This is a genomic window from Longivirga aurantiaca, assembly GCF_042660085.1.
Taxonomy (GTDB): domain Bacteria; phylum Actinomycetota; class Actinomycetes; order S36-B12; family CAIYMF01; genus Longivirga; species Longivirga aurantiaca.
The window spans coordinates 2,025,604-2,047,551 of sequence record NZ_JBHSTI010000008.1 but is presented as its reverse complement, the minus strand read 5'-3'; the positions used below and the strand labels follow the sequence as shown (position 1 = coordinate 2,047,551).

The following is a 21,948-nucleotide window of genomic DNA, read 5'->3' as shown; positions in this document are numbered from 1 at the left end:
GCAGAGCGCGACTTTCCACTACCAAATCGCGGGATTGGCTAGCCGGCGCCCTCGGTGTTGCCGGCGTCGGCCTTGCTCGGGTCGGTCAGGTTGTAGCGCTCGATCGCGTGCGCTACGCCCTCGTGCGAGAACTCGCCGCGCTCGGCGAGGGACGCGAGGGTGCGCACCGTGATGCTCTCGGCGTCCACGAGGAAGTGGCGACGCAGCGCACCGCGGGTGTCGGACATGCCCCAGCCGTCGGTGCCGAGCGTGGCGTAGTCGGACGGCACCCAGCTGCGGATCATGTCCTGCAGCTCGCGCATGTAGTCCGAGACGCCGACGACCGGGCCCGGACGGCCGGCGAGCCGCTGGGTGACGTACGGCGTGCGCCGCTCGCCGGTCGGGTTGAGGAAGTTGTGCCGGTCGACGGCGAGGCCGTCGCGGCGCAGCTCGGTCCACGACGTGACCGACCAGACGTCGGCGTGCACGCCCCAGTCGTCGTGCAGCATGCGCTGCGCCTCGAGCGCCCACGGAACCGCGACGCCGGACGCGAGCACCTGCGCGCGCGGGCCGTCGCCGTCGCCGGCAGGAGAGAGCAGGTGCAGGCCGCGCACGATCCCCTCGGCGTCGACCGCCTCGGGCTCGGCCGGCTGCACGTAGGGCTCGTTGTAGACCGTGAGGTAGTAGAAGACGTCCTCCGGGCTCTCGCCGTACATCCGGCGCAGGCCGTCCTTGACGATGTGGCCGAGCTCGTAGCCGTACGCCGGGTCGTACGCGACGACCGCCGGGTTGGTGGCCGCGAGCACGTGCGAATGGCCGTCCTCGTGCTGGAGGCCCTCGCCGTTCAGCGTGGTGCGGCCCGCCGTCGCGCCGAGCACGAAGCCGCGAGCCATCTGGTCCATCGCGGCCCAGAAGGCGTCGCCCGTGCGCTGGAAGCCGAACATCGAGTAGAAGATGTAGATCGGGATCATCGGCTCGCCGTGCGTGCTGTACGACGACCCCGCGGCGGTGAAGGACGCGACCGAGCCGGCCTCGTTGATCCCCTCGTGCAGAATCTGGCCGGACGTCGACTCCTTGTACGCCAGCACCAGGTCTCGGTCGACCGAGGTGTAGGTCTGGCCGTGCGGGGAGTAGATCTTCGCCGTCGGGAACATCGAGTCCATGCCGAACGTGCGCGCCTCGTCCGGGATGATCGGCACGATGCGGTGCCCGATCTCCGGGTCGCGCATGAGGTCCTTGAGCAGGCGGACGAACGCCATCGTCGTGGCGATGGCCTGCTTGCCAGAGCCGCGGTTGACGGCGTCGTAGACCTTGTCGCCCGGGAGCACGAGCGGCTTGCTGACGACACGGCGCTCGGGCACGCCGCCGCCGAGCGCACGACGGCGCTCGAGCATGTACTGGATGTGCTCGTGGTCCTGGCCCGGGTGGTAGTACGGCGGCAGGTAGGCGTCGAGCTGGTCGTCCGCGATGGGGATCTGCAGCGTGTCGCGGAAGCCCTTGAGGTCCTCGAGGGTCAGCTTCTTCATCTGGTGGGTCGCGTTGCGCCCCTCGAAATGGTTGCCGAGGGTCCAGCCCTTGATGGTCTTGGCGAGGATGACGGTCGGCTGGCCCTTGTGCTCGGTCGCGGCACGGTAGGCGGCGTACATCTTGCGGTAGTCGTGGCCGCCGCGGCGCAGCGACCAGATCTCCTCGTCGGTCCAGTCCTCGACCAGCTTGCGGGTGCGCGGGTCGCGGCCGAAGAAGTTCTCGCGCACGAACGCGCCGTTCTCGGCCTTGTAGGTCTGGAAGTCGCCGTCGGGCGTGCGGTTCATCAGGTTGACGAGCGCGCCGTCGCGGTCGGCGGCGAGCAGCTCGTCCCAGCGCCGGCCCCAGATGACCTTGATGACGTTCCAGCCAGCACCCCGGAAGAACGACTCGAGCTCCTGGATGATCTTCCCGTTGCCGCGCACCGGGCCGTCGAGGCGCTGCAGGTTGCAGTTCACGACGAAGGTCAGGTTGTCGAGCTCCTCCTGCGCCGCGATCTGCAGGGCGCCGCGGCTCTCGGGCTCGTCCATCTCGCCGTCGCCGAGGAACGCCCACACGCGCTGGTCGCTGGTGTCCTTGATGCCGCGGCCGTGGAGGTACTTGTTGAAGCGCGCCTGGTAGATCGCGTTGAGCGGGCCGAGACCCATCGACACGGTCGGGAACTCCCAGAACTGCGGCATGAGGCGCGGGTGCGGGTACGACGACAGCGAGCCCGACGGGTGCGAGAGCTCCTGGCGGAAGCCGTCGAGCTGGTCGGTCGACAGGCGCCCCTCGAGGAACGCGCGTGCGTACATGCCCGGCGAGCCGTGGCCCTGGAAGAAGATCTGGTCGCCGCCGCCGGGGTGGTCCTTGCCGCGGAAGAAGTGGTTGAAGCCCACCTCGTACATCGACGCGGTCGAGGCGTACGTCGAGATGTGGCCGCCGACGCCGACACCGGGGCGCTGGGCGCGGTGCACCATGATCGCGGCGTTCCAGCGCGCGTACTGGCGGACGCGGTGCTCGATCTCCTCGTCGCCGGGGAACCACGGCTCGCGCTCCGGCGGGATGGTGTTGATGTAGTCGGTCGAGCGCAGGCTCGGGACCCCGACGTTCTGCTCGGCCGCCCGGCGCAGCAGCGACAGCATGATGTAGCGCGCGCGGTAGGGGCCGGCGTTCGCGACGAGGGAGTCGAACGAGTCGATCCACTCGCCGGTCTCGTCGGGGTCGACGTCGACGTACTGGGTGGGGAGCCCTCCGGCGAGCAGGGGCTCGCGGTCGCGTCCAGGTGCCACGGGTCTGTCCATCTCCTCGGGTCGCAAGGAAGTGCGTGCGGGGGCGCCGTTGCCCTCGGGTTGCCAGGCTGGTGCGTGTGCCGGTCCGCGCCGGGGTCCCCGGGTCGCGGGGAGACGCAGGGACCATCCTGCCGGTTACTCGCGGGTCACCGCATCGTGGCGGCCGCGAACCGGGTCAGGGTGCGTTCGGAGGGTTCCCACCTGGGGCGACGCGCGCAGCAACGAGGCCGTGGTGCTTGCGTGCGCGGCTCGCGGTCCGGTGGACTAGCCCCACCCGGTGGCGCAGTGCCGTCGGCGTGAGGAAGCGGAGGACGTCGTGACCGCGACGGCGGACGGCGCGGAGGCCCAGAAGAGCCTGGCGGCTCGGTTCGGGATCGTCTCCGGGCAGGTCGTGCAGGAGATCGGCTACGACGACGACGTCGACGCAGAGCTCCGCTCCGCGATCGCCGCAGCCACGGGCGCCGAGCTCGTGGACGAGGACTACGACGACGTCGTGGACGTCGTGCTGCTGTGGTGGCGCGAGGACGACGGCGACCTCGTCGACGCCCTCATGGACGCCATCGCGATCCTCGCCGACCAGGGCGTCGTCTGGCTGCTCACGCCCAAGCCCGGCCGCGACGGCCACGTCGAGGCCAGCGACATCGCCGACGCCGCCCCCACCGCGGGCCTGCAGGCCACGAGCACCCTGTCGGCCTCCCGCGAGTGGCAGGGCACCCGCCTCGTCGCCCCCAAGGCCTCCCGCCGCTGACCCTGGCTCAGCCTCGCGTGAACGGCAGGCGGCGCAGCAGCGACCCCACGGCGGACACCGCGCGCATGCTCGCGGACAGCGCCGCGCCGCCTGGGATCCCCGGCACCTGATCGACGAGCGGCGCCAGCGCGAGCAGCCCCGGGACGTCGTGCAGCGCCAGGGTCTTCGCTGCCATGGCCCGCGGCACGTCGGCCCGGCTCGCCGTCACGTCGAGAAGCATCCGCACGGTGCCCTCCACACGCGGCCCGAGGTCGGCGGCGTCGAGCCCGTCGAGGTCGGCCGTGCGCCATGCCCCGGGCACCGACGCGACCCCGGCGCACAGCGTCGGCGTCACGGCGACGAGCGATGCGGTGAGCCCCTGCCGGGCGGCCAGGGCGCCGATGGTGTCGAGCACCCCGACGAGCCCGAGCGCGAGCAGCTCGTCCGGCACGACGGCGCCGGCCTGCTCGAGGTCCAGCGCCGAGGTCGCCAGCGGGTACGTCGAGGCGTGCAGGAACGTGAGCAGCGGGATCGTGCCGAGCATCGACGCCACGGGCAGCAGACCGTCGACGTCGGACTCCTCCGACGCAAGCCACGCCGCCATCTGGCCGCCCTGCGCCCGGACCGCGGCCAGCACGGCGTCGCGCGGCTCGTCGGCGTGCGCGGCGCGCACGGCGTCCACGAGGGCTCCCTGGTCGTGGTCGCCGACCACTCCGCTGCGCGCCTCCTCGAGCAGCTGCGCCAGCGGCCGGTTGTCCGGCCAGGCACCCAGCGGCGTCACCACCTCGCGCACCGTCAGACCCTTGGCGCGCGTGACGGCTGCGAGGTCGAGCGGCTCGACCATCTCGGCGAACAGCGCCCACGCCCGGTCGACCGACGCCGCGAGCCGGTCGCGGTCGGTCGTCGCGAGCCCGCGGTCGCCAGGGCTCGGGAGGAGGACGGAGGGAAGCTGTGCCACGATCGAATCCTGCCGTGGTGGGGACGCTTCCGCGGCCCAGGGCCAGGAAGGGCACGCGCATGCCGGTCGAGGTGGGCCAGGAAGCCCCCGACTTCGAGCTCAGGAACCAGTTCGGCACCCCGGTGCGTCTCTCGTCGTTCCGCGGCGAGAAGACGGTCGTGGTCGTCTTCTACCCGAAGGCGTTCACGGCCACCTGCACCGGCGAGCTGTGCGAGATCCGCGACGAGCGGTCGGTGTTCGAGAACGACGACACCGTCGTCCTCGGCATCTCGTGCGACACGACGGCCACGCTCAAGGTGTTCGCCGAGCAGGAGGGCTACGAGTTCCAGCTCCTCAGCGACTTCTGGCCGCACGGCGCCGTGACCCAGGAGTACGGCGTCTTCTTCGAGCCCGGCGGCTTCCCGCTCCGTGCGACGTTCATCATCGACAAGGACGGCGTCGTGCGCTGGTCGGTCGTGAACGGCCCGGGCGACGCCCGGCGCACCCAGGACTACCGCGACGCCCTGCTCGCGATCACTGCCTGATCCCGCATCCCGGCGTCCTGCTGGCACCATCGGTGCCATGGGGTGCGTCGTGTGCGGTCGACGCCAGGTCGACCCGGACTCCGGTCCGTCGACCTGGCGTCGTGCCGTCGTGGTGGGCGAGCAGGTGCTCGTCTGCCCCGACTGCCAGACCGACGGCTGGACCGACGGGCTCGACCGGTGCGCGCAGTGCGGGTCGACCGTGCTCGTGAAGCGGCTCGGCGAGGTCGTGTGCCGGGGCTGCGGTCACGTCGGAGCCTCGGTGGCCGCTCCCGGCGCGAACGTCGAGCGGGAGGGGTCGCCCCGGGAGGCCCTCGCGGCCGACGTCGCAGCCGCCCTCGACCGCGTGCTGCGGGCGGACCCCACCGCCTGAGGCTTGCCTCGCCGATGGGGGAGACGGACTTTCATGCGGTTTCGGGCTGTCGGCCATACCGTGCTGGCTGCGCTGGGCGCGCGCGGTCCTGACGCTGGCCTCCGGACGCCCAGCCGACGCGGAGGGGGGTGTGCCTATTCCGGTGCCGCGCGATACTCGAGCGCGCGGCTGAGCCAGCCGCCGCAGCCGGCCTGTCAGCAGGGGTCCCCGCTTGCCCCCGCCGTCCGCCTCACTTGAACTGGACGTAGGAGCGGTGCATCGTGCCGTCGTTGAGCGGCAGGATCAGCACGCGGCAGCTCCCGGCCCAGGCGCTGGCGGTCTTCCAGCTGTACGTGTACAGCCCCGTCTTGGTGTCGTACGTGAGCCCGGCCTTGGTGGGAGACGTTGCCGTGCCGCTGGTCAGAGCTGGAGTCGTGCCGCACGTGACGGGCGCGGACTGCGCGTTGCCGCCGGTGAGCACGCCGAGGCCCTGGTTGCCGGCGAGGCTGAACTGCACCGGGACGACTCGTCCGGCCGTGACCGTGGCGTACCCGGTGGCCGACAGCGGGGAGAACGGGCCCTTGTAGTCGTAGACGACGCGGACGGTGCAGGTGGCGACGGTTGTGTGCCCTACCAGGTCGGTGGCGCTGGCCTGGTAGGTCTTCTCACCGACGACATCGACGTCCACGACCTGCGTGCCGGTGCTCGACGTGGCGAGCCCCGCGCCGGCGTCGGTTGCGGACCACGCCAGGGTCAGAGCCTGGCCCTTCAGCCGGGTCGCGGGGCACGCGCCGTAGGCGACAACCGGCGCAGACGCGTCGACGCGGAACGCGGCCTGGCTGGTGCTGGTGTTGCCGGCGCCGTCGGTGGCCGTGCCGGACACCACGGTGGCGCCGGTCGCGGTGAGCGTCTGGGGGTCGGTGTAACCGGCGATGCCGGTGCCGGCGCTGCCGTCGGCCAGGGCCGGGTCGGACGAGCCTGCCGCGGTCACGGTCAGCGTGTCAGCCCACCACGCGTCACCGGCTGCCGGCGAGTACTCGGCAACCCTGTCGGGCGTCAGTGTCGGGTCGGACGGCGCGGTGCGGTCGATGACGAGGACGCTGGAGGTGGACCCCGTCGCGGTGGTCAGGCCGTCGGTGGCGCTGATCCGGTACTGCACCCGGCCCTCAGCTTGCGCGGTGATGGCGCTGAACCCGGTCGACAGCGCGCAGGTCGAGGCGATCTGCGTGAAGGCGGAGTCGTCGGTGTCCTTGCGCTGCACGCTGTAGCACGGAGCCGTGCCGTCCGGGTCGCTGGCGGCCGACCAGGACAGCTGGAACGCGCCGGTCCGGGTCGGGTTGGTGGACGGCGTGACGAGCGGCGTGCCCGGCGCGGACGGAGCCTGGTTCTCGTAGGCGCCGATGTCGCACGCGTCGGCTGGGCGTGGCTTGCCCCGCTGGTCGGTGCTCGTGCAGCCGCTAGAGATGCGGTCCACGGCGGCGCTGCCGGCACCCAGCGCCACGGTCAGCGGCGCGGTGCTGCCATGCGCCGCCGGCGAGCTCAGCACAGGGTCGCCGACCAGGAACGTGTCCGGGCAGCCGTAGGCGCTGCTCTGGACCAGGTTCCCCCCGAAGTCGTTGGTCGTGCCGTCACCGGCGCACTGCGTGACGGTCCCGCCCAAGATGGAGGACTCCAGCCTCGAGACGGCGTTCTCCCCTGTCCACACCGACGCACCGACGCCCTTGTTCCCGTCGAAGGTGAGCGCCTCGCCAACGAAGGAGAACCCGTTCGCGATCGCGCCGCCCTTGCCGTTCCCGCTGTTCGCGCTGTTCCGGTAGAAGGTGCTGTTGGTGACGTTCATCAGCGTGCCCAGCCCGGTGCTGTTGATGGCACCGCCCTGGATGCCTGCAGCGTTCTGCCCGAAGTAGCTGGTATCGACGGTCAGATCCGCGGAGTTGTCGATCGCGGCGCCGAAGTTGGAACCGTTCCCGGTGAACGTGCTCCCGTGGATGCGCAGGTCCCCGGCGTTGTAGATCGCACCGCCGGTACCTCCGGCGTAGTTGCGGTCGAACGTCGTGCCGTAGATCTCCACGTAGCCGAGCGGCTCGTTGAACAGCGCCCCGCCCACTTGCGGCACGCCGGTCGGGGCGTCCGCGGTGTTGAACTGGAACAAGGAGTCCACGACGGTCAGGTGCGCCCCACCCTCGTTGTAGACGCCGCCTCCGAGGGCGGCGATCCCGAACAAGTCGGTGTTGGTGAACGTGGTTCGCTGCACGTAGGCGGTGCCCCAGTTGTGCAGCGCCGAGTCGTTGTTCCCGTACGCCGAGTCCTCAAGGACAAGGTCGCTGGCGATCAGCTGTCCGCTGTTGCCGATGAACCCGCCGTCGCTACCTGCCCCGTTGAGCAGCGTCAGATCGCCGACCACCAGGTCGCCGGTCGACTTGATCGTGAGGAACCGGCCCCCATCACCGGTGCCGGTGTCCGGATCCTGCCTCTCGATCGTGGACCCGTTCCCGTCGATGGTCACTGCCGCGGTGATCGGCGGCAGGATGCCGCCGGAGTCGCCGTAATCCTGGTCGAACAGGTAGTGGCAGCCGGCGGGCAGCACGACAGTGTCCGCACCGGGGTAGGACACCTCGTCGTTGGCCTTCTCCAACGCGTCGATGAGCGCGATGTTCCTCAGCACCGGGTTGCTCAGGCAACTGATGGTGAACGTCGCGGCCTGTGCGGCGACTGGCTGCCAGGCCGCGGCCAGAACCACCGCCGCGACAGCCCCCCGCACCACCACAGTGGTCCAGCGCATGGTCCCTCCCCGGACGAGCCCCCGTGGGGAGGTTAGGCCCTGGACCGTTGCCCGGTGCCGGAATCGCCGATCCGCTTGTTGGACACCACAGCCCGCTCGCGGCGAGCTTGATGATCTCCGTGAGCCGGGGGCGCGGCACCGGTCTCGAACGCGGTGAGGCGCGCGAGCGTGATGCCGAGTGCAGGACCGCGCGCGCCCAGCGCAGCCAGCACGGTATGGCCAACAGCCCGAAACCGCACGAAAGTCCGTCTCCCCCATCGGCGAGGCAAGGCCTGAGGGCTCGAGATGCGGGTCGGCCCGATCGGTCGCAGGATCGTCCCGGCAGCCGCGTCGGAGGTGGCCCGAGAACCCCCCGACGCGGTTGTCCCACGTCCGGACCAGGTGCGCAGGTTTCGTGGCCGACCGCCCGTTTCGGTACCCTCGCCCGTCGGATCGGCGCACGTCGCCGGCATCCGGGCGCATAGCTCAGCTGGTTAGAGCACCTCCCTTACAAGGAGGGGGTCAGGGGTTCGAGTCCCTTTGCGCCCACGTCGATCGTGGCCCGGGCCCGCAGGGTCCGGGCCACGCACGTCTGGCGCAGACGGGCTGTGGGCCCCCGGTGCGCATCTGAGCGCAGGGCTGGCTCGGCTGGACGAGCCTGCGATGCGCAGCAGGGACCTGTGCGCCCACCTCGTCGTGGTTCGTCCGCCCTCCTTCGCGCAGGGGCGGAAAAGGTTGACCTCGACGCATCAGGGACGAAACGGACTGTTCACATCGCCGGGAGATGGTTCTTCTGCCCGGCCGATCGCAGGCCGGGTCAAGGCTCGGGTGACCTGCGAGCCGGACTGCTCCTCGGAGCGGTGCTCGTCACCCGCTCGAGGGCCCGTCACCTACTGGGGGGTGGCGGGCCCTCGCCCTGCCTCCGCGCGGTTCTCGGCGTCGACGAGTGCGAGCAAGGCCACGACCACGTCCGGATCGAAGTGGGTGCCCGAGCCGGCCTCGATGGTGGCCCGCGCCTCGTCGGCCTGCATCGGCTGGCGGTACGGCCGCACCGAGGTGATGGCGTCGTACACGTCGACCACGGCGAACAGCCGCGCCTCGAGCGGGATCTGCTCGCGCACGAGGCCCGCCGGGTATCCGCTGCCGTCCCACTTCTCGTGATGGCACAGGGGGATCGTCAGCGCAGGGCGGAGGTACTCGATGCCCTGGAGCATCTGGACGGCGAGCTCGGGATGCCGTCGCATCTGCACCCACTCGTCGTCGGTGAGCGGGCCCTTCTTGCCGAGGACGTCGTCGGGCACGCCCATCTTCCCGATGTCGTGCAGCGTCGCTCCTCGACGCACGTCGTCGAGCGCCCTGCCCTCGAACCCGAACTGCCGTGCCAGCGCCACCGTGCGGCGCGTGACGCGCTCGGTGTGCTGCGCCGTCGAGCGGTCGCGGATGTCGAGCGCGGACGCCCAGCCGGCGAGGGTCTCGTCGTACGCCGATCGCAGGCGATCGGTCGAGTCCTCGACCCGGCGCAGGTAGCGGAGCGCGACGAGGAACAGCCCGATCGACGTGATCGCGACGAAGCCGAGGCCCTTGAGCGACTGCAGGTAGCGCTCGGCGTCCTCGTTGCCGAACGCGAGCCTGCGCGCGAAGCGGTCGGAGAGCAGGATCCACGCCACGGACACCGCGAAGTAGCCCGCGGCGAGCCGCAGGGCGGCCCGCGTCGGCCGGTTGGGCCTCATCGGCACACCCATCCTCGTCCCCCGCGGACATCATGAACCCTCCGTGCCGTCATGGGGCGGTCATGACGATCACGTCACCCTCGCCGCGCGTCGGTGGTCGGGGTCGCCTCGGAACTCCGGTACCCTGGTCACATCTCGCCGAGCTCCGGGTGGCACTGACCCCGCGGCGAATTCCTTCTCACGACGGGGACGCGCTCCAACAGCGCAGCGCCCCGAGCCTCCGGCCCAGTGACCGGTTGCGGTGCACCCGCACGGGAACGCACCACGGTCACCGACGACGCAACCCTTTGCGCCCTCGCTCCTCCCGAGCGTGCTGCGCGCTGTCTTGCGGGTGACCACCACGATCCGGAAGGTCCCATGACCATCACCACGAACACCCGCGACGACGCGCGCCGCGACAGGCCGCGCCGCCGCACCAACGGCACCAAGGGCACCAACCCGAGCACCGGCCTGCCCAACAAGGCAGCGCCCGTCGTCGAGCCGACCGCCGCCCACGCGGCCGCCAGCACCGACTTCGCCGTGCTCGGCGTGCCGCAGAACCTCGTCGACGTCCTCGCCAAGCAGGGCATCGAGTCGGCGTTCCCGATCCAGTCCGCGACGCTGCCCGACTCGCTGTCGGGCCGCGACGTCCTCGGCCGCGGCCGTACGGGCAGCGGCAAGACCATCGCGTTCGCGCTGCCGCTCGTGGCGCGCCTCGTGACCGAGCGTCGCCGCGCCACCCGTGGGCGCCCGCGCGCCCTCGTCCTGCTCCCCACCCGCGAGCTCGCCACGCAGGTCCACGACACGCTCGTGCCCCTGGCCGAGGCGGCTGGGCTCTCGACCATGACCATCTACGGCGGCGTGGGCCAGGGCGGCCAGGTGAAGGCGCTGCAGCGCGGCGCCGACATCGTCGTCGCGTGCCCCGGCCGGCTCGAGGACCTCATGCGTCAGGGCCACGTCACCCTCGACGACGTCTCGGTCACCGTGCTCGACGAGGCCGACCACATGGCCGACCTCGGCTTCCTCCCCGGCGTACGCCGGATCATGGACACCACGCCGTCCGACGGCCAGCGGCTGCTGTTCTCCGCCACGCTCGACAACGGCGTCGACGTGCTGGTGCGCCGCTACCTGTCGAACCCGGTCACGCACTCGGTCGACGACGACGCGCGCACCGAGCCCGACATGGAGCACCACGTGCTCACCGTGACCGCCGGGGACAAGCCCGCGGTCGTGCACGAGCTCGCGTCCGGCGAGAGCCGGTCGGTGCTCTTCATGCGCACCAAGCACGGCGCCAAGAAGCTCGCCCGCGACCTCACCCTCGCCGGTGTCCCTGCGGTCGACCTGCACGGCAACCTCGCGCAGAACGCACGCACCCGGAACCTCGAGGCGTTCCGCAGCGGCGAGGTCAAGGTGCTCGTCGCGACCGACGTCGCCGCTCGCGGCATCCACGTCGACGACATCGCGCTCGTGGTGCACGTCGACCCGCCGACCGAGCACAAGGCGTACCTCCACCGCTCGGGCCGCACCGCCCGCGCGGGCGCCTCCGGCGTCGTCGTCACCCTGCAGACCTCGGCGCAGCGCGGCGACGTCACGCAGATGACGCGCAAGGCGGGCATCCGGCCGAACCTGTCCTCGGTGCAGCCCGGCTCGCCCGAGCTGCTCGAGCTGACCGGCCCGCGTGCCGCGTTCGTCCAGCCCGTCGCCCGTCGTGAGGAGCCGTCGTCCGGCGGCCGCTCGCGCAGCGGCGGCGGCACCGGCGGGGGCGGTCGCTCGCGCAACGGCGGCGGCAACGGCGGCGGGCAGCGCAGCCAGCGGTCGTCGTCGGCGCCGAAGTCGTCGTCGGGGCAGGGCGGCCAGCGCAGCTCGCGCGGCGGCTCCTCGGCCGGCGCGGCTCCCCGCCGCTCGGTCTCGGAGTTCTCGGCCGGCGCCGGTCGTCGCAGCCGCTGACCTGATCAGCACGAAGGCCCCGGACGTCCGCGAGGACGTCCGGGGCCTTCGTCGTGCTGCTCAGGCCTCGGTGGCGGCGGCCTTCTGCGCTGCGATCTGCGCGTGCACCTCGGTCATGTCCACGTTCTTGACGGCGCTGATCAGCTGCTCGAGCTGCTCGTCGCGCAGGGCGCCGGGCTGCGAGTAGAGCATCACGCCCTCGCGGAAGGCCATGAGCGTGGGGATCGAGGAGATGCCGGCGGCGCCTGCGAGCGCCTGCTCGGCCTCGGTGTCGACCTTGCCGAACACGATGTCGGGGTGGGCCTCGGAGGCCTTCTCGAAGACCGGGGCGAAGTTGCGGCACGGGCCGCACCACTCGGCCCAGAAGTCGACGAACACGATGTCGTTGCCCGTGACGGTGTCGTCGAAGACCTCACCCGTCAGCTCGATCGATGCCACTGCACTGCTCCTCGGTCCGTGTCGGCGGTGGTGCCGCACCTGCCAGAACGCGAGCACCCGGCGTCCGCATTCCCACGCCGGATCCTGGGAGGCACGTGGGTCGCGTCACGAGGCTCCGGCGCCTCGTAGGCTCCGGGCATGGACCACGCAACCGTCGCCGACGTCGTCGCAGCCGTGCACCGGCGGTACGACCCGGCCGGCGCCGAGGCGTGGGACGCGGTCGGGCTCGTGTGCGGCGACCCGGCAGCGCCCGTGCGTCGCGTCCACTTCGCGGTGGACCCCACCGAGGCGGTCGTGCACGAGGCACTCGCTGCGGGCGCCGACCTGCTCGTCACGCACCACCCGCTCCTGCTGCGCCCCGTGTCGTCGGTCGCGGCGACCGACCCCGCCGGCCGCGTCGTCCACCGGCTGATCAGCGGGGGCTGCGCCCTCCTGGCGGCGCACACCAACGCCGACGTCGCGCTCGACGGCGTCTCGGACGCCCTCGCCGTGACCATCGGGCTCGTCGACCTCGTGCCGCTGGTGCCAGCGGCCGACGGCCGGACGGGGCTCGGCCGCATCGGCGCGGTGCCCGGCGGCACCACGCTGGGCGGTCTCGCCTCGACCGTGCTCGGTGCGCTGCCCTCGACCGTGCACGGCGTCCGTGTGGCGGGAGACCCGGCGCAGCCGGTCCACCGCGTCGCCGTCTGCGGCGGCTCGGGCTCCGACGCCCTCGCGGCGGCCGCCGCAGCCGGCGTCGATGTGTACCTGACCGCCGACCTCAAGCACCACGTGGCGCTCGACCACCTGGCCGCGGGAGGTCCGGCGCTGCTCGACGTCGCCCACTGGGCCTCGGAGTGGCCCTGGCTGGCGCGCGCTGCCGCCCTGCTCGTGTCGGACCTCGCGGCCGTCGGCGTTACGGTGGACACCCACGTGTCGGAGATCGTCACCGACCCGTGGACCGCACGCCTGTAGGACCGCACCGCTTCAGCGCGACCGCACCACTGACACCAGAACATCGAGGAGACCGGTGAACGCCGAGCCCGCCGTCCAGCTCCGCCTGCTCGACCTGCAGGCGCTCGACGCCCGTCTGGACCAGATCGAGCACCGTCGCCGCACGCTCCCGCAGCTCGCCCGGATCGCGGAGCTCGAGGCGCGGTACGCCGGTGTCCGCGACCGCGTGGTCGCGGGCGAGACCGAGGTCAGCGACCTCGAGCGCGCGATGGCCAAGGCCGAGACCGATGTCGAGCAGGTGCGCCAGCGCGCCGCCAAGGACCAGGAGCTGCTGCTCTCGGGCCGCGTGGGGTCGGCGAAGGAGCTCGAGAACCTTCAGCGCGAGGTCGAGTCGCTCTCCCGTCGGCAGTCCGACCTCGAGGACGCCGAGCTCGAGGTGATGGAGAAGCTCGAGGACGCCCGTTCGGCCCTCGCCACCGTCACCGCCGAGCGGGACGGCATCACGGCCGAGATCGACCGGCTGAAGGCCGAGCGCGACGCCGCGTGGGCCGAGGGCGACCGGGACAAGGAGTGGGTCGGCTCCGAGCGCACGAAGGTGCTGCTCGATATCCCCGCCGACCTGCTGGCCCTCTACGACAAGCTGCGCGCCGACCACAACGGCGTCGGTGCTGCTGCGCTGCACCAGCGCCGGTGCGAGGGCTGCCGGATGGAGCTCACGCCGACCGACATCGGCCGCATCCGCGAGGCGGCGCCCGACGAGGTGCTGCGCTGCGAGGAGTGCCGCCGGATCCTCGTGCGCACGCCGGAGTCCGGTCTGTGAACCGCCGTCTCGTCGTCGAGGCCGACGGCGGGTCGCGCGGCAACCCCGGGCCCGCGGCGTACGGCGCCGTGGTGCGCGAGGCGGCCACGGGCGAGGTGCTGGTCGAGCTGGCCGACCACCTCGGGCACACCACCAACAACGTCGCGGAGTACACCGGGCTGCTCGAGGGCCTGCGCGCGGCGATGGAGGTCGACCCGGAGGCGCACGTCGAGGCGCGCCTGGACTCCAAGCTCGTCGTCGAGCAGATGAGCGGCCGCTGGGCGATCAAGAACGAGACCCTGCGCCGCATCGCCCTCGAGGCGCGCGATGTCATGCCGCGCGACCGCGTCACCTTCACCTGGGTCCCGCGCGAGAAGAACAAGGCCGCGGACGCCCTCGCGAACGAGTCCATGGACGCCGTCGAGCGCGGGCGCAGCGGCACGATCCGACGCCTGGTCGCGGACGCGTACGAGACCGAGGCCGAGGCCGATCCGGTGCCGCCGGGTCCGCGCCCCGCGATCGTCGGCTGGGGACCGGACATCGGTGCCCCGACCGTCACGCTGATCGTGCGGCACGGCGTCACCCAGCACTCGGTCGAGCGCCGCTTCTCCGGCAGCGGCGGCCCGTTCGACCCGGCGCTGGTCGACCAGGGCGTGGCGCAGGCCGAGGCTGCCGCCCTCGAGGTCGAGCGTCGCGGCGGCGCCGATGTGCTGCTGTGCTCGCCGATGCAGCGCACCCGGCAGACCGCGGCGGTGATCGGCCGGCGCATCGGTGCCGAGGCCGTCGCCGTACCCGGTCTCGAGGAGGCGCGCTTCGGCGAGTGGGACGGCCTCACCTTCGCCGAGGTGATGGCGCGGTGGCCGTCGGAGATGACGGCATGGCTCGAGTCGCCGCAGGTCGCGCCGCCCGGGGGAGAGTCCCTGCAGCAGGTCTACGACCGCGTGGGTGCGGCGCTCGCGGGCGTGCTCGAGGAGTACCGCGGCGCGCGCATCGTGGCGGCGGCGCACGTCGGGTCGATCCGCGCGCTCACCGCGCGGGCCCTCGGTGCGCCCCTGCAGTCGATGAACCGCATGGAGCTCGCACCCGCCTCGATCACCACGCTCACGTGGTACGCCGACGGCAACGCCTCGATGCGGTCGTTCGCCGAGTCGAGCCACCTCGAGGGCCTCGTGTCCGGCTGGACCCCGTAGGGAAGCGTCGGCCCCGGGCCAGGTGCTCGCCACCTGCTCACGGCGTACGGCGGCTACAGCAGGATGCGGGGGAGCGCGTCCTCGGCGGGCAGCTGCACCTGCACGTCGAAGATCGGCGGCACGCTCGGTGCCGGGTCGACCGAGACGAGCAGCGCCCCGACGTCGGAGGCGTAACGGATCAGGTTTGCGGCGGTGCTCACCTCGCCGGACGTGCCGACCGCGAGGAGCAGGTCGCACTCGCGCACCGCGTGGCGCGCAGCCATCTGGGCGTCGACGTCGAGCTGCTCGCCGAACAGCACCACGGACGGCCGGAGCCAGCCGCCGCACCGCGGGCACACGGGGGTGTCGCCGTACGGAGTGATGTCGTGCGGCACGGCGTACCCGCAGCGCGCGTAGCAGTGCGTCGCGAAGAGCGTGCCGTGCAGGTGCGCGACCTGCGGGCTGCCGCCGCGCTCGTGCAGGTCGTCGATGTTCTGCGTCGCGAGGGTTACCGAGCGGGTGCCGGTGCGCGCGTCCCACTGGTACTCGGCGATCGCGCGATGCGCGTCGTTGGGCTGGGCGTCCAGGATCGACCGGCGCTTTGGGCCCCAGAACGACCAGAGCTCGGGCAGCGACCCCGGAAGCCCGTCGGCATGGTGCAGGGCCTCGATCTCGGAGTCCTCGTAGATGCCGCCCTTGCCGCGGTACGTGGGGAGCCCGGACCCGCGGCTGACGCCGGCCCCGGTGAGGATCAGCACCCGCTGCGCGCTGCGCAGGTGCTCGCGCAGCCACGCGATGTCGGCGTCGTCGCGGTAGAGCCTCGTCCCGCTCATGCCTTCCCTCCGTCGGCTGGCACCCGAGCGTAGGCGCGGTGCACCCGCCGTCGCCTCCTGACCGGCCTCACGCACCGATGTGCCAGAGAACCGCGCCGGTTTCTGGCACATCGGTACGTGAGGCGGCCGCTAGGCCGGCTTGCGCCACACCGACACGTGCTTCTCGCTCTCGGACGTGAACGGCGTCCCTGCCCAGTCCTCGGTGCGGCGTTCGAGCTCCAGGCCGGCGAGCTGCGCCATGAGGTCGAGCTCCGCCGGCCACACGTAGCGGAAGCTGCCGACGTCGTAGCGCGCCGTGCCGTCGGCCGTCCGCGTGCAGTGGTGCGACTGGCTCTGCTGAGTCACGAGGTCGAACTCTCCGGGCACGCGCGTGCCGGCCATGTCGCCGATGACGAGCCGTGCGGCGAGCGGATTCGGGCCTGCCGCTAGAGGTCCGAGACGACGACGTCGAGCGTCATGGGCCTGCCGGGCTTCGGCCGCGGCCCCGGCTCGGCGACGACACCGGCCTTCTCGCATGCGTCGGCGAGCTCGTCGAGGCTGCGCGGGTCGGCACCGTCGACCAGCCACTGCCGCAGCAGCCGGCCCTTGGTCGCCTTGTTGAAGTGGCTCACCACCTTGCGGCTGCCGTCCGGCATCTCCTGCAGCACCCGCACGGCCACCGTGCGGTCGGCGACGGCCCCGGTCGGCTTCCACAGGTTGGCGTACACGCCCGAGCGGAGGTCGATGACGAGGCCGCGACCGGCGGCCTCGGTCATCGCCGTCGCCAGCGGGTCGCGCCACACCGCGGCGAGCGATCCGAGCGACGGGATCACCGAGTCGCCCGACAGCCGGTACGCCGGGATGCGGTCGGTCAGCCGCACGGCGCCGAACAGCGCGCTCTGGACCACGATGCTGCGCGTCGCGCGTCGCTTGGCCGCGGCGTCGAGCGAGGCGAGGTCGAGCGACTCGTAGACCACGCCGGTGTAGACGCGGCCGGCGGGCGCGGTCGGCTCGGTGAGGAGCCCGGCGTCGCGCACCACCTCGTCCATCTGGCGCTCGGAAAGGCCCAGCACCTCGCGGGCCCGGTCCGGGCGCGTGCGGGCGAGATCGACGAGGGCGTCGAGCACCCGCTCGCGGGTGGCGGTGAGCCCGGGGAACGACAGGCCCTCGAGGTCGAGGGCGGCACCGCGCCGCGCGGGGGACTTGCCCTCCGAGGGCGGCAGCAGCACGAGCACCCGCCGATCCTTCCACCCCATCCGTGAGACTGATCAACCCGTCGCCTCAGGGGGGCCGGGAGGCAACGGATTGATCAGTGCGAGCTGAGGGCGAACCCGGGTGCCGGGTGGGCGTGCGGCACGTACGGTGCTCTGGTGACCCGACGCTGGCTGCGCGCGCAGACCCGGCAGGGTGACGTGCTGCGCGCCGGCTTCGCCGCAGTCCGCGAGGAGCAGGGCGTGCCCGCCTCCTTCCCGGACGACGTGCTCGCCGAGGCGCAGGCGGTGGCCGCCGCGCCCCAGCCACCGCAGCCGCCCGAGGGTGATCAGCGCCGTGACGCCACCGGGATCCCGTTCGTCACCATCGACCCCGCCGGCTCCACCGACCTCGACCAGGCCGTGTGGATCGAACGACGGGGGAGCGGCTACCGGGTGCACTACGCGATCGCCGACGTCGCGTCGTTCGTGCGGCCGGGCGGCGCGATCGATCGCGAGGCGCATGCCCGCGGCGTCACCTTCTACAGCCCCGACCTGCGTACGTCGCTGCACCCGCCCGTGCTGTCCGAGGGGGCGGCGAGCCTGCTGCCCGGAGTCGACCGCGCAGCGGTCCTGTGGCGCATCGACCTCGACTCGGCCGGGCTGCCCGTCGAGGTCGACGTCGAGCGCGCCCTGGTGCGCAGCCGCGCGAAGCTCGCCTACGCCGAGGTGCAGAAGGGCCTCGACACGGGCGAGGCGGACGAGTCGCTCGTGCTGCTGCGCGAGGTGGGCAGGCTCCGGCAGGGGCTCGAGGTCGAGCGCGGCGGCATCGACGTGCGCGTGCCCGACCAGGAGATCGAGGCCGACGGCCCGGGCTTCCGCCTAGCGATGCGCGCCCCCCACCCTGTCGAGGGGTGGAACGCGCAGATCTCGCTGCTCACCGGGATGAGCGCCGCCCGCATCATGCTCGACGCCGGTGTCGGCATCGTCCGCACGATGCCTCCGCCCCCGCCCGACGACTACGAGCGCCTGCGACGTACGGCGGAGGGCCTCGGCATCGACTGGCCGCGCGACGTGTCGTACGCCGAGCTCGTCCGCCACCTCGACCCGCGCCCGCCCGCGCACGCGGCGTTCCTCAACCTCGTCACGATCCTGCTGCGCTCGGCCGGGTACACGGTGGTCGACCGCGAGGCCGACGACGACGCGCCCGACGTGCTGCGGCACGCCGCCGTGGCCGCGCCGTACGCCCACGTGACGGCACCGCTGCGCCGCCTCGTCGACCGCTACGGCGCCGAGTGCTGCCTGGCCGTCGCAGCCGGCCGCGAGGTTCCGCAGTGGGTGCTCGACGGCCTGCCGGCGCTGCCGGACGAGATGCGCCTGGCCGACCAGCGCGCCCGCGCCCTCGACCGCGCCTGCGTCGACCTCGTCGAGGCCGTGATCCTCGAGCAGCACGTGGGCGAGGAGTACCAGGCCGTCGTCGTCGACGAGCGCAGGGAGTACGACGTCGTGCAGCTGCACTGGCCCGCCGTCCGCACGCACGTGGCCGGCGGCGGGCTCGGGCTCGGGCGCCGGGTACGCCTGCGGCTGGCCTCCGTCGACACCTCCCGTCGTCAGGTCCGCTTCGTCCCGGCGGAGCCCGACGCCGCGACGGGGTAGCCTGAGCGACGCAGACGAGTCGGTCGGGCGGCCGCGGTGCCCCGCAAGGGGGCCGAGGAAAGTCCGGACTCCGAAGGGCAGGGTGGTGGCTAACGGCCACCCGGGGTGACCCGCGGGACAGTGCCACAGAGAACAGACCGCCGGTGCTTCGGCACCGGCAAGGGTGAAACGGTGGTGTAAGAGACCACCAGCACGGCCGGTGACGGTCGTGGCTCGGCAAACCCCACCCGGAGCAAGGTCACAAGGGAGGCTCCGGCCTCCTGCGCAGGCGTTCGAGGGCTGCCCGCCCGAGCCTGCGGGTAGACCGCACCGAGGTCGTCGGAGACGACGGCCCCAGATGGATGGTCGCCCCCGGTCGCGTGCGACCGGGACAGAATCCGGCTTACAGACCGGCTCGTCTGCACCCACCGGTCCCGGGGCTCACCCGTGAGGGGCGCACCGGTCTACCCCGTGGTCGTCCGTGCTTGCGTGGGGTGGGGACCCGCCGCACCCTCGAGGATGCAGGGCGACGCCGTGCGCGAGGAGATGCCGACCCGCGGCCGTACGACGGTCGCCCGCCCCGCCCAGACCGGCTCGAAGCCGCTGCTCCCGATGGTCGGGGGCATCCTGCTCGTGCTGGTCGGCATCGGCGCGATGGTGCTCGGACGGCCGCGGGGCACGCACGCCTGACGCTGCACGAACGACGAGGAGCCGCACCCCCCAGTGGGTGCGGCTCCTCGCGCCTGTGGCGGCGTGCACGCCGCGGATCGACTCAGGAGGCGACGGGAAGGACGCTGCGCGGCAGCACCGTGCGCTCGGTGTCGATCCAGGCCACGGCGGCCAGGACGGGCTCGGCCTCGCGCACCGCGCCGGTGGCGCAGGCGCTGCAGAGGGCCGAGAGGACGGCCGGCGCCGCCGGGTCGGCCTGACGGCGGTCGTACGGGGTGCGGCACCGGGTGCAGATCGTGAGCATGCGGCCATCGTCCCCCGCCCCGGTTTCGGGCCGGTGACGGCGGGGTCTCACGTGTGTGCCGTGCCACAGGGCACGCACGGTGACGTCCAGTCTCAAGTCGCGCTCAAGGGCTGGTGTCGCCGCGGTCTAGATCCCGGGATCCGTTGCCCCGTCTGGCGTATCGGGCGTTACTGAGCATGACCGACAGGTCCTGGGATCGGTCACTCTCCTCCTGCGGCGCTCCACCGGCACCGCAGCGGATCTCCACCGGATCCGTGATCGAGGAGGCAGTGACCCGCGACCGTCCAGACGGTCACCGATCCCCTCACGGGGAGGCGTCGCGGAGAGCCAGTGGTGAGACCGGCCTCGAGGAACGCACCATCCACCCGTTCCCCGATCAGCGAGGTCACATCATGACGAGCACCACGACGCGCATCGCCGGCATCGCAGCCGCCACCCTCGGCCTCGGCCTCATCGCCCTGCCGTTCGCGGCCGGCGCCACGGCCGCCCCGGGCCACACCCCCGTCGGCATCTGCCACGCCACGTCGTCCGACACGAACCCCTACGTGTGGATCGTGGTCGACCAGGACTCGGCCACGTACCGCGGCCACCTCATGCACACGACCGAGCCGAACAAGACCTGGAGGTCAGCGGGCTCGTGGAACGGTGTCGAGCACGCCGCCGGCGACGAGAAGCCCGACTTCATCGAGGGCCTCGACCTCGGCATCTCCGAGGCGTGGTGCGAGGCCGACGTCGTCCCGGTCGACGAGCCGACCGGCACCCCGACCGACACCCCGACCGACGAGCCGACCGGCACCCCGACCGACGAGCCTGTGATCGACCCGACGGACGAGCCCACCGCCACCCCGACCGACGCGGTCGGCACAAGCACCGACGCTCCCGGCACCATCCCCTCGACCGGCGGCCAGCCTCAGCTCGCGCACACCGGGTCGAGCACGGGCGTCCTGCTCGGTCTCGGTGGTGTCCTGCTCGCCACCGGCGCGGTGTTCCTGGTCGCCGGCCGCAAGTCCGAGAACGCCTGAGCCAGACCCTCCTGGCGGAGGAACCCACCGCGAGCCGTCGCTCCCGATCGGACGGATCGCAGCCAGACCGCCCGACCTCCGTTCTCCATCAACGGTGGATGGGAGAGCGGACGCCGTCGCAGTCGACCGATCGGGACGACGCGAGGCACGTGGCCCTCCCTCCGAGCAGCTGCTCGGAGGGAGGGCTCCGCACGTTCGGGTGAACTCCAGGCCACTCCGAGTGACGGGCGGGTGAACAGATCGTCCGTCCGTGCCGCGCACACGGCGCGCCGGTCCTCGAATGGCGCAGTCTGAAGTACCGTCAGCGATGTCGGGGTCGCGCGAGCGGGCCCGGCCCTGGGGCCTCTCGCGGAGGACCAGCGAGGAAGCGTTGACCCGTGACCGACGGACGGTCACCGATCCCCTCGAGGGAGCGGTCACGGCGAGCCACTGGTGAGACCGGCCTTGCAGCGCGCGAGCCCGGGAACCACCACGTGACAAGAGGACTCGCCATGAACACGATGCGCGCACGTGTCGGGGTCGTCGTAGCCGGGGCGCTCACCGTCCTCGGCACCGGTCTCGTCCTGGCCCCGCTGGCCTCCACGGCCGCGGCCAAGCCCGGGCACACTGCCGTCGGTATCTGCCACGCCACGTCGTCCGACTCGAACCCCTACGAGTGGATCGTCGTCGACGCCGATTCCACGCGCTATCGCGGTCATCTCATGCACCGCGACGAGCCCAACAAGCACTGGAAGTCGGCCGGCACGTGGAACGGCATCACGCACGCGGCCGGCGACCTGAAGCGCGACTACATCGAGGGCCTGGACGCCGGCGTCACCGAGGCGTGGTGCGAGGCCCGTGTCTCGCCGTCGACGCCGCCGCCCACGACCACGAGCGCGCCGCCGGCCACGACCACGAGCGCGCCGCCGGCCACGACCACGAGCGCGCCGCCGGCCACGACCACGAGCGCGCCGCCGGCCACGACCACGAGCGCGCCGCCGGCCACGACCACGAGCGCGCCGCCGGAGACCGAGCCCGGCACGGTGCCGCCGACCACGACCGAGCCCGGCACCACGCCGGCCCGGTCCACGACGCCGGGCCCGACTCGGCCGCCCCTGGCCGACACCGGCGCCCCGTCAGGCCTGCTCACCCTCACCGGGCTCGTGCTCATCGCCCTCGGTATCGCGACGTACGGGCTGTCGCGGCCGCGGGGGAGGCACTCCTGACCGACCGGACCTGATCGCAACGT

At 72.5% G+C, this 21,948-nt stretch carries 19 protein-coding genes, 1 tRNA gene, 1 other RNA gene and 1 pseudogene; 13 read left to right on the top strand and 9 right to left on the bottom strand.

What is annotated here, in order from left to right; genetic code table 11:
- Positions 1-38: 38 nt before the first annotated feature.
- Complete coding sequence (aceE, locus tag ACFQGU_RS13755) at positions 39-2,786, bottom strand: pyruvate dehydrogenase (acetyl-transferring), homodimeric type (RefSeq protein ID WP_386767591.1); 2,748 nt, start codon at positions 2,784-2,786, stop codon at positions 39-41.
- A gap of 304 nt (positions 2,787-3,090) precedes the next feature.
- Between aceE and ACFQGU_RS13750 the strand changes: the two genes are divergently transcribed.
- Complete coding sequence (locus ACFQGU_RS13750) at positions 3,091-3,522, top strand: DUF3052 domain-containing protein (RefSeq protein WP_386767589.1); 432 nt, start codon at positions 3,091-3,093, stop codon at positions 3,520-3,522.
- A 7-nt stretch (positions 3,523-3,529) separates the two neighbouring features.
- Here ACFQGU_RS13750 and ACFQGU_RS13745 read toward each other — a convergent pair whose 3' ends face one another.
- Complete coding sequence (locus ACFQGU_RS13745; protein ID WP_386767588.1) at positions 3,530-4,459, bottom strand: hypothetical protein; 930 nt, start codon at positions 4,457-4,459, stop codon at positions 3,530-3,532.
- Positions 4,460-4,518: 59 nt separating this feature from the next.
- Between ACFQGU_RS13745 and ACFQGU_RS13740 the strand changes: the two genes are divergently transcribed.
- Both ACFQGU_RS13740 and ACFQGU_RS13735 read left to right on the top strand, forming a co-directional pair.
- A complete protein-coding gene (locus ACFQGU_RS13740; RefSeq protein WP_386767586.1) occupies positions 4,519-4,983 on the top strand; it encodes a peroxiredoxin in 465 nt (154 codons plus the stop codon).
- A 37-nt stretch (positions 4,984-5,020) separates the two neighbouring features.
- Positions 5,021-5,353 (top strand): hypothetical protein, encoded by a 333-nt coding sequence (locus ACFQGU_RS13735; protein ID WP_386767584.1) that lies wholly within the window; start codon positions 5,021-5,023, stop codon positions 5,351-5,353.
- A gap of 229 nt (positions 5,354-5,582) precedes the next feature.
- On the opposite strand, the gene ACFQGU_RS13730 is transcribed toward ACFQGU_RS13735, so the two are convergent.
- Positions 5,583-8,114 carry a PxKF domain-containing protein gene (locus tag ACFQGU_RS13730; RefSeq protein ID WP_386767582.1) on the bottom strand — a complete coding sequence of 844 codons (2,532 nt, stop codon included), beginning with the start codon at positions 8,112-8,114 and terminating at the stop codon, positions 5,583-5,585.
- A 454-nt stretch (positions 8,115-8,568) separates the two neighbouring features.
- Here ACFQGU_RS13730 and ACFQGU_RS13725 point away from each other — a divergent pair.
- Positions 8,569-8,642, top strand: a tRNA-Val gene (locus ACFQGU_RS13725).
- A gap of 341 nt (positions 8,643-8,983) precedes the next feature.
- Here ACFQGU_RS13725 and ACFQGU_RS13720 read toward each other — a convergent pair.
- The gene (locus tag ACFQGU_RS13720) at positions 8,984-9,823 is read right to left on the bottom strand and encodes an HD-GYP domain-containing protein (protein ID WP_386767581.1); all 840 of its coding nucleotides are present in this window, start codon (positions 9,821-9,823) and stop codon (positions 8,984-8,986) included.
- 357 nt (positions 9,824-10,180) lie between these two features.
- Between ACFQGU_RS13720 and ACFQGU_RS13715 the strand changes: the two genes are divergently transcribed.
- Positions 10,181-11,749, top strand: a complete 1,569-nt coding sequence (locus ACFQGU_RS13715; RefSeq protein ID WP_386767579.1) for a DEAD/DEAH box helicase — start codon at positions 10,181-10,183, stop codon at positions 11,747-11,749.
- A gap of 60 nt (positions 11,750-11,809) precedes the next feature.
- Here ACFQGU_RS13715 and trxA read toward each other — a convergent pair whose 3' ends face one another.
- Positions 11,810-12,187, bottom strand: a complete 378-nt coding sequence (gene trxA / locus ACFQGU_RS13710) for a thioredoxin (RefSeq protein WP_386767577.1) — start codon at positions 12,185-12,187, stop codon at positions 11,810-11,812.
- A 138-nt stretch (positions 12,188-12,325) separates the two neighbouring features.
- Between trxA and ACFQGU_RS13705 the strand changes: the two genes are divergently transcribed.
- Genes ACFQGU_RS13705 through ACFQGU_RS13695 form a run of 3 tightly spaced genes read left to right on the top strand, consistent with a single transcriptional unit; the run spans position 12,326 to position 15,109 of the window.
- A complete protein-coding gene (locus ACFQGU_RS13705) occupies positions 12,326-13,141 on the top strand; it encodes a Nif3-like dinuclear metal center hexameric protein (protein WP_386767575.1) in 816 nt (271 codons plus the stop codon).
- 55 nt (positions 13,142-13,196) lie between these two features.
- Complete coding sequence (locus ACFQGU_RS13700) at positions 13,197-13,940, top strand: zinc ribbon domain-containing protein (protein ID WP_386767573.1); 744 nt, start codon at positions 13,197-13,199, stop codon at positions 13,938-13,940.
- Positions 13,937-15,109, top strand: a complete 1,173-nt coding sequence (locus ACFQGU_RS13695; protein ID WP_386767571.1) for a bifunctional RNase H/acid phosphatase — start codon at positions 13,937-13,939, stop codon at positions 15,107-15,109. The genes ACFQGU_RS13700 and ACFQGU_RS13695 overlap by 4 nt, the downstream gene beginning before the upstream one ends.
- A gap of 53 nt (positions 15,110-15,162) precedes the next feature.
- On the opposite strand, the gene ACFQGU_RS13690 is transcribed toward ACFQGU_RS13695, so the two are convergent.
- The 3 genes and pseudogenes from ACFQGU_RS13690 to yaaA all read right to left on the bottom strand — a co-directional run bounded on the left by ACFQGU_RS13690 (position 15,163) and on the right by yaaA (position 17,135).
- On the bottom strand, positions 15,163-15,921 hold the full coding sequence (locus ACFQGU_RS13690) for an SIR2 family NAD-dependent protein deacylase (RefSeq protein WP_386767569.1): 759 nt from the start codon (positions 15,919-15,921) through the stop codon (positions 15,163-15,165).
- A gap of 129 nt (positions 15,922-16,050) precedes the next feature.
- Positions 16,051-16,275, bottom strand: a pseudogene (locus tag ACFQGU_RS13685) (SAM-dependent methyltransferase); the annotation flags it as partial.
- 71 nt (positions 16,276-16,346) lie between these two features.
- The gene (gene yaaA / locus ACFQGU_RS13680) at positions 16,347-17,135 is read right to left on the bottom strand and encodes a peroxide stress protein YaaA (protein ID WP_386767567.1); all 789 of its coding nucleotides are present in this window, start codon (positions 17,133-17,135) and stop codon (positions 16,347-16,349) included.
- Between the two features lie 135 nt (positions 17,136-17,270).
- On the opposite strand from yaaA, the gene ACFQGU_RS13675 reads away from it, so the two are divergent.
- The 3 genes from ACFQGU_RS13675 to ACFQGU_RS13665 all read left to right on the top strand — a co-directional run bounded on the left by ACFQGU_RS13675 (position 17,271) and on the right by ACFQGU_RS13665 (position 19,415).
- Positions 17,271-18,746, top strand: coding sequence for a ribonuclease catalytic domain-containing protein (locus tag ACFQGU_RS13675; protein WP_386767565.1), 1,476 nt, complete (start codon positions 17,271-17,273; stop codon positions 18,744-18,746).
- A 15-nt stretch (positions 18,747-18,761) separates the two neighbouring features.
- Positions 18,762-19,147: RNase P RNA component class A (rnpB, locus tag ACFQGU_RS13670), an RNA gene on the top strand.
- Between the two features lie 97 nt (positions 19,148-19,244).
- Positions 19,245-19,415 (top strand): hypothetical protein, encoded by a 171-nt coding sequence (locus tag ACFQGU_RS13665; RefSeq protein ID WP_386767563.1) that lies wholly within the window; start codon positions 19,245-19,247, stop codon positions 19,413-19,415.
- Between the two features lie 82 nt (positions 19,416-19,497).
- On the opposite strand, the gene ACFQGU_RS13660 is transcribed toward ACFQGU_RS13665, so the two are convergent.
- Positions 19,498-19,698, bottom strand: a complete 201-nt coding sequence (locus ACFQGU_RS13660) for a hypothetical protein (RefSeq protein ID WP_386767561.1) — start codon at positions 19,696-19,698, stop codon at positions 19,498-19,500.
- Positions 19,699-20,090: 392 nt separating this feature from the next.
- On the opposite strand from ACFQGU_RS13660, the gene ACFQGU_RS13655 reads away from it, so the two are divergent.
- Together ACFQGU_RS13655 and ACFQGU_RS13650 are read left to right on the top strand one after the other, a co-directional pair.
- Positions 20,091-20,720, top strand: a complete 630-nt coding sequence (locus ACFQGU_RS13655) for an LPXTG cell wall anchor domain-containing protein (RefSeq protein ID WP_386767559.1) — start codon at positions 20,091-20,093, stop codon at positions 20,718-20,720.
- 491 nt (positions 20,721-21,211) lie between these two features.
- The gene (locus ACFQGU_RS13650) at positions 21,212-21,925 is read left to right on the top strand and encodes a hypothetical protein (RefSeq protein ID WP_386767557.1); all 714 of its coding nucleotides are present in this window, start codon (positions 21,212-21,214) and stop codon (positions 21,923-21,925) included.
- Positions 21,926-21,948: the final 23 nt, after the last annotated feature.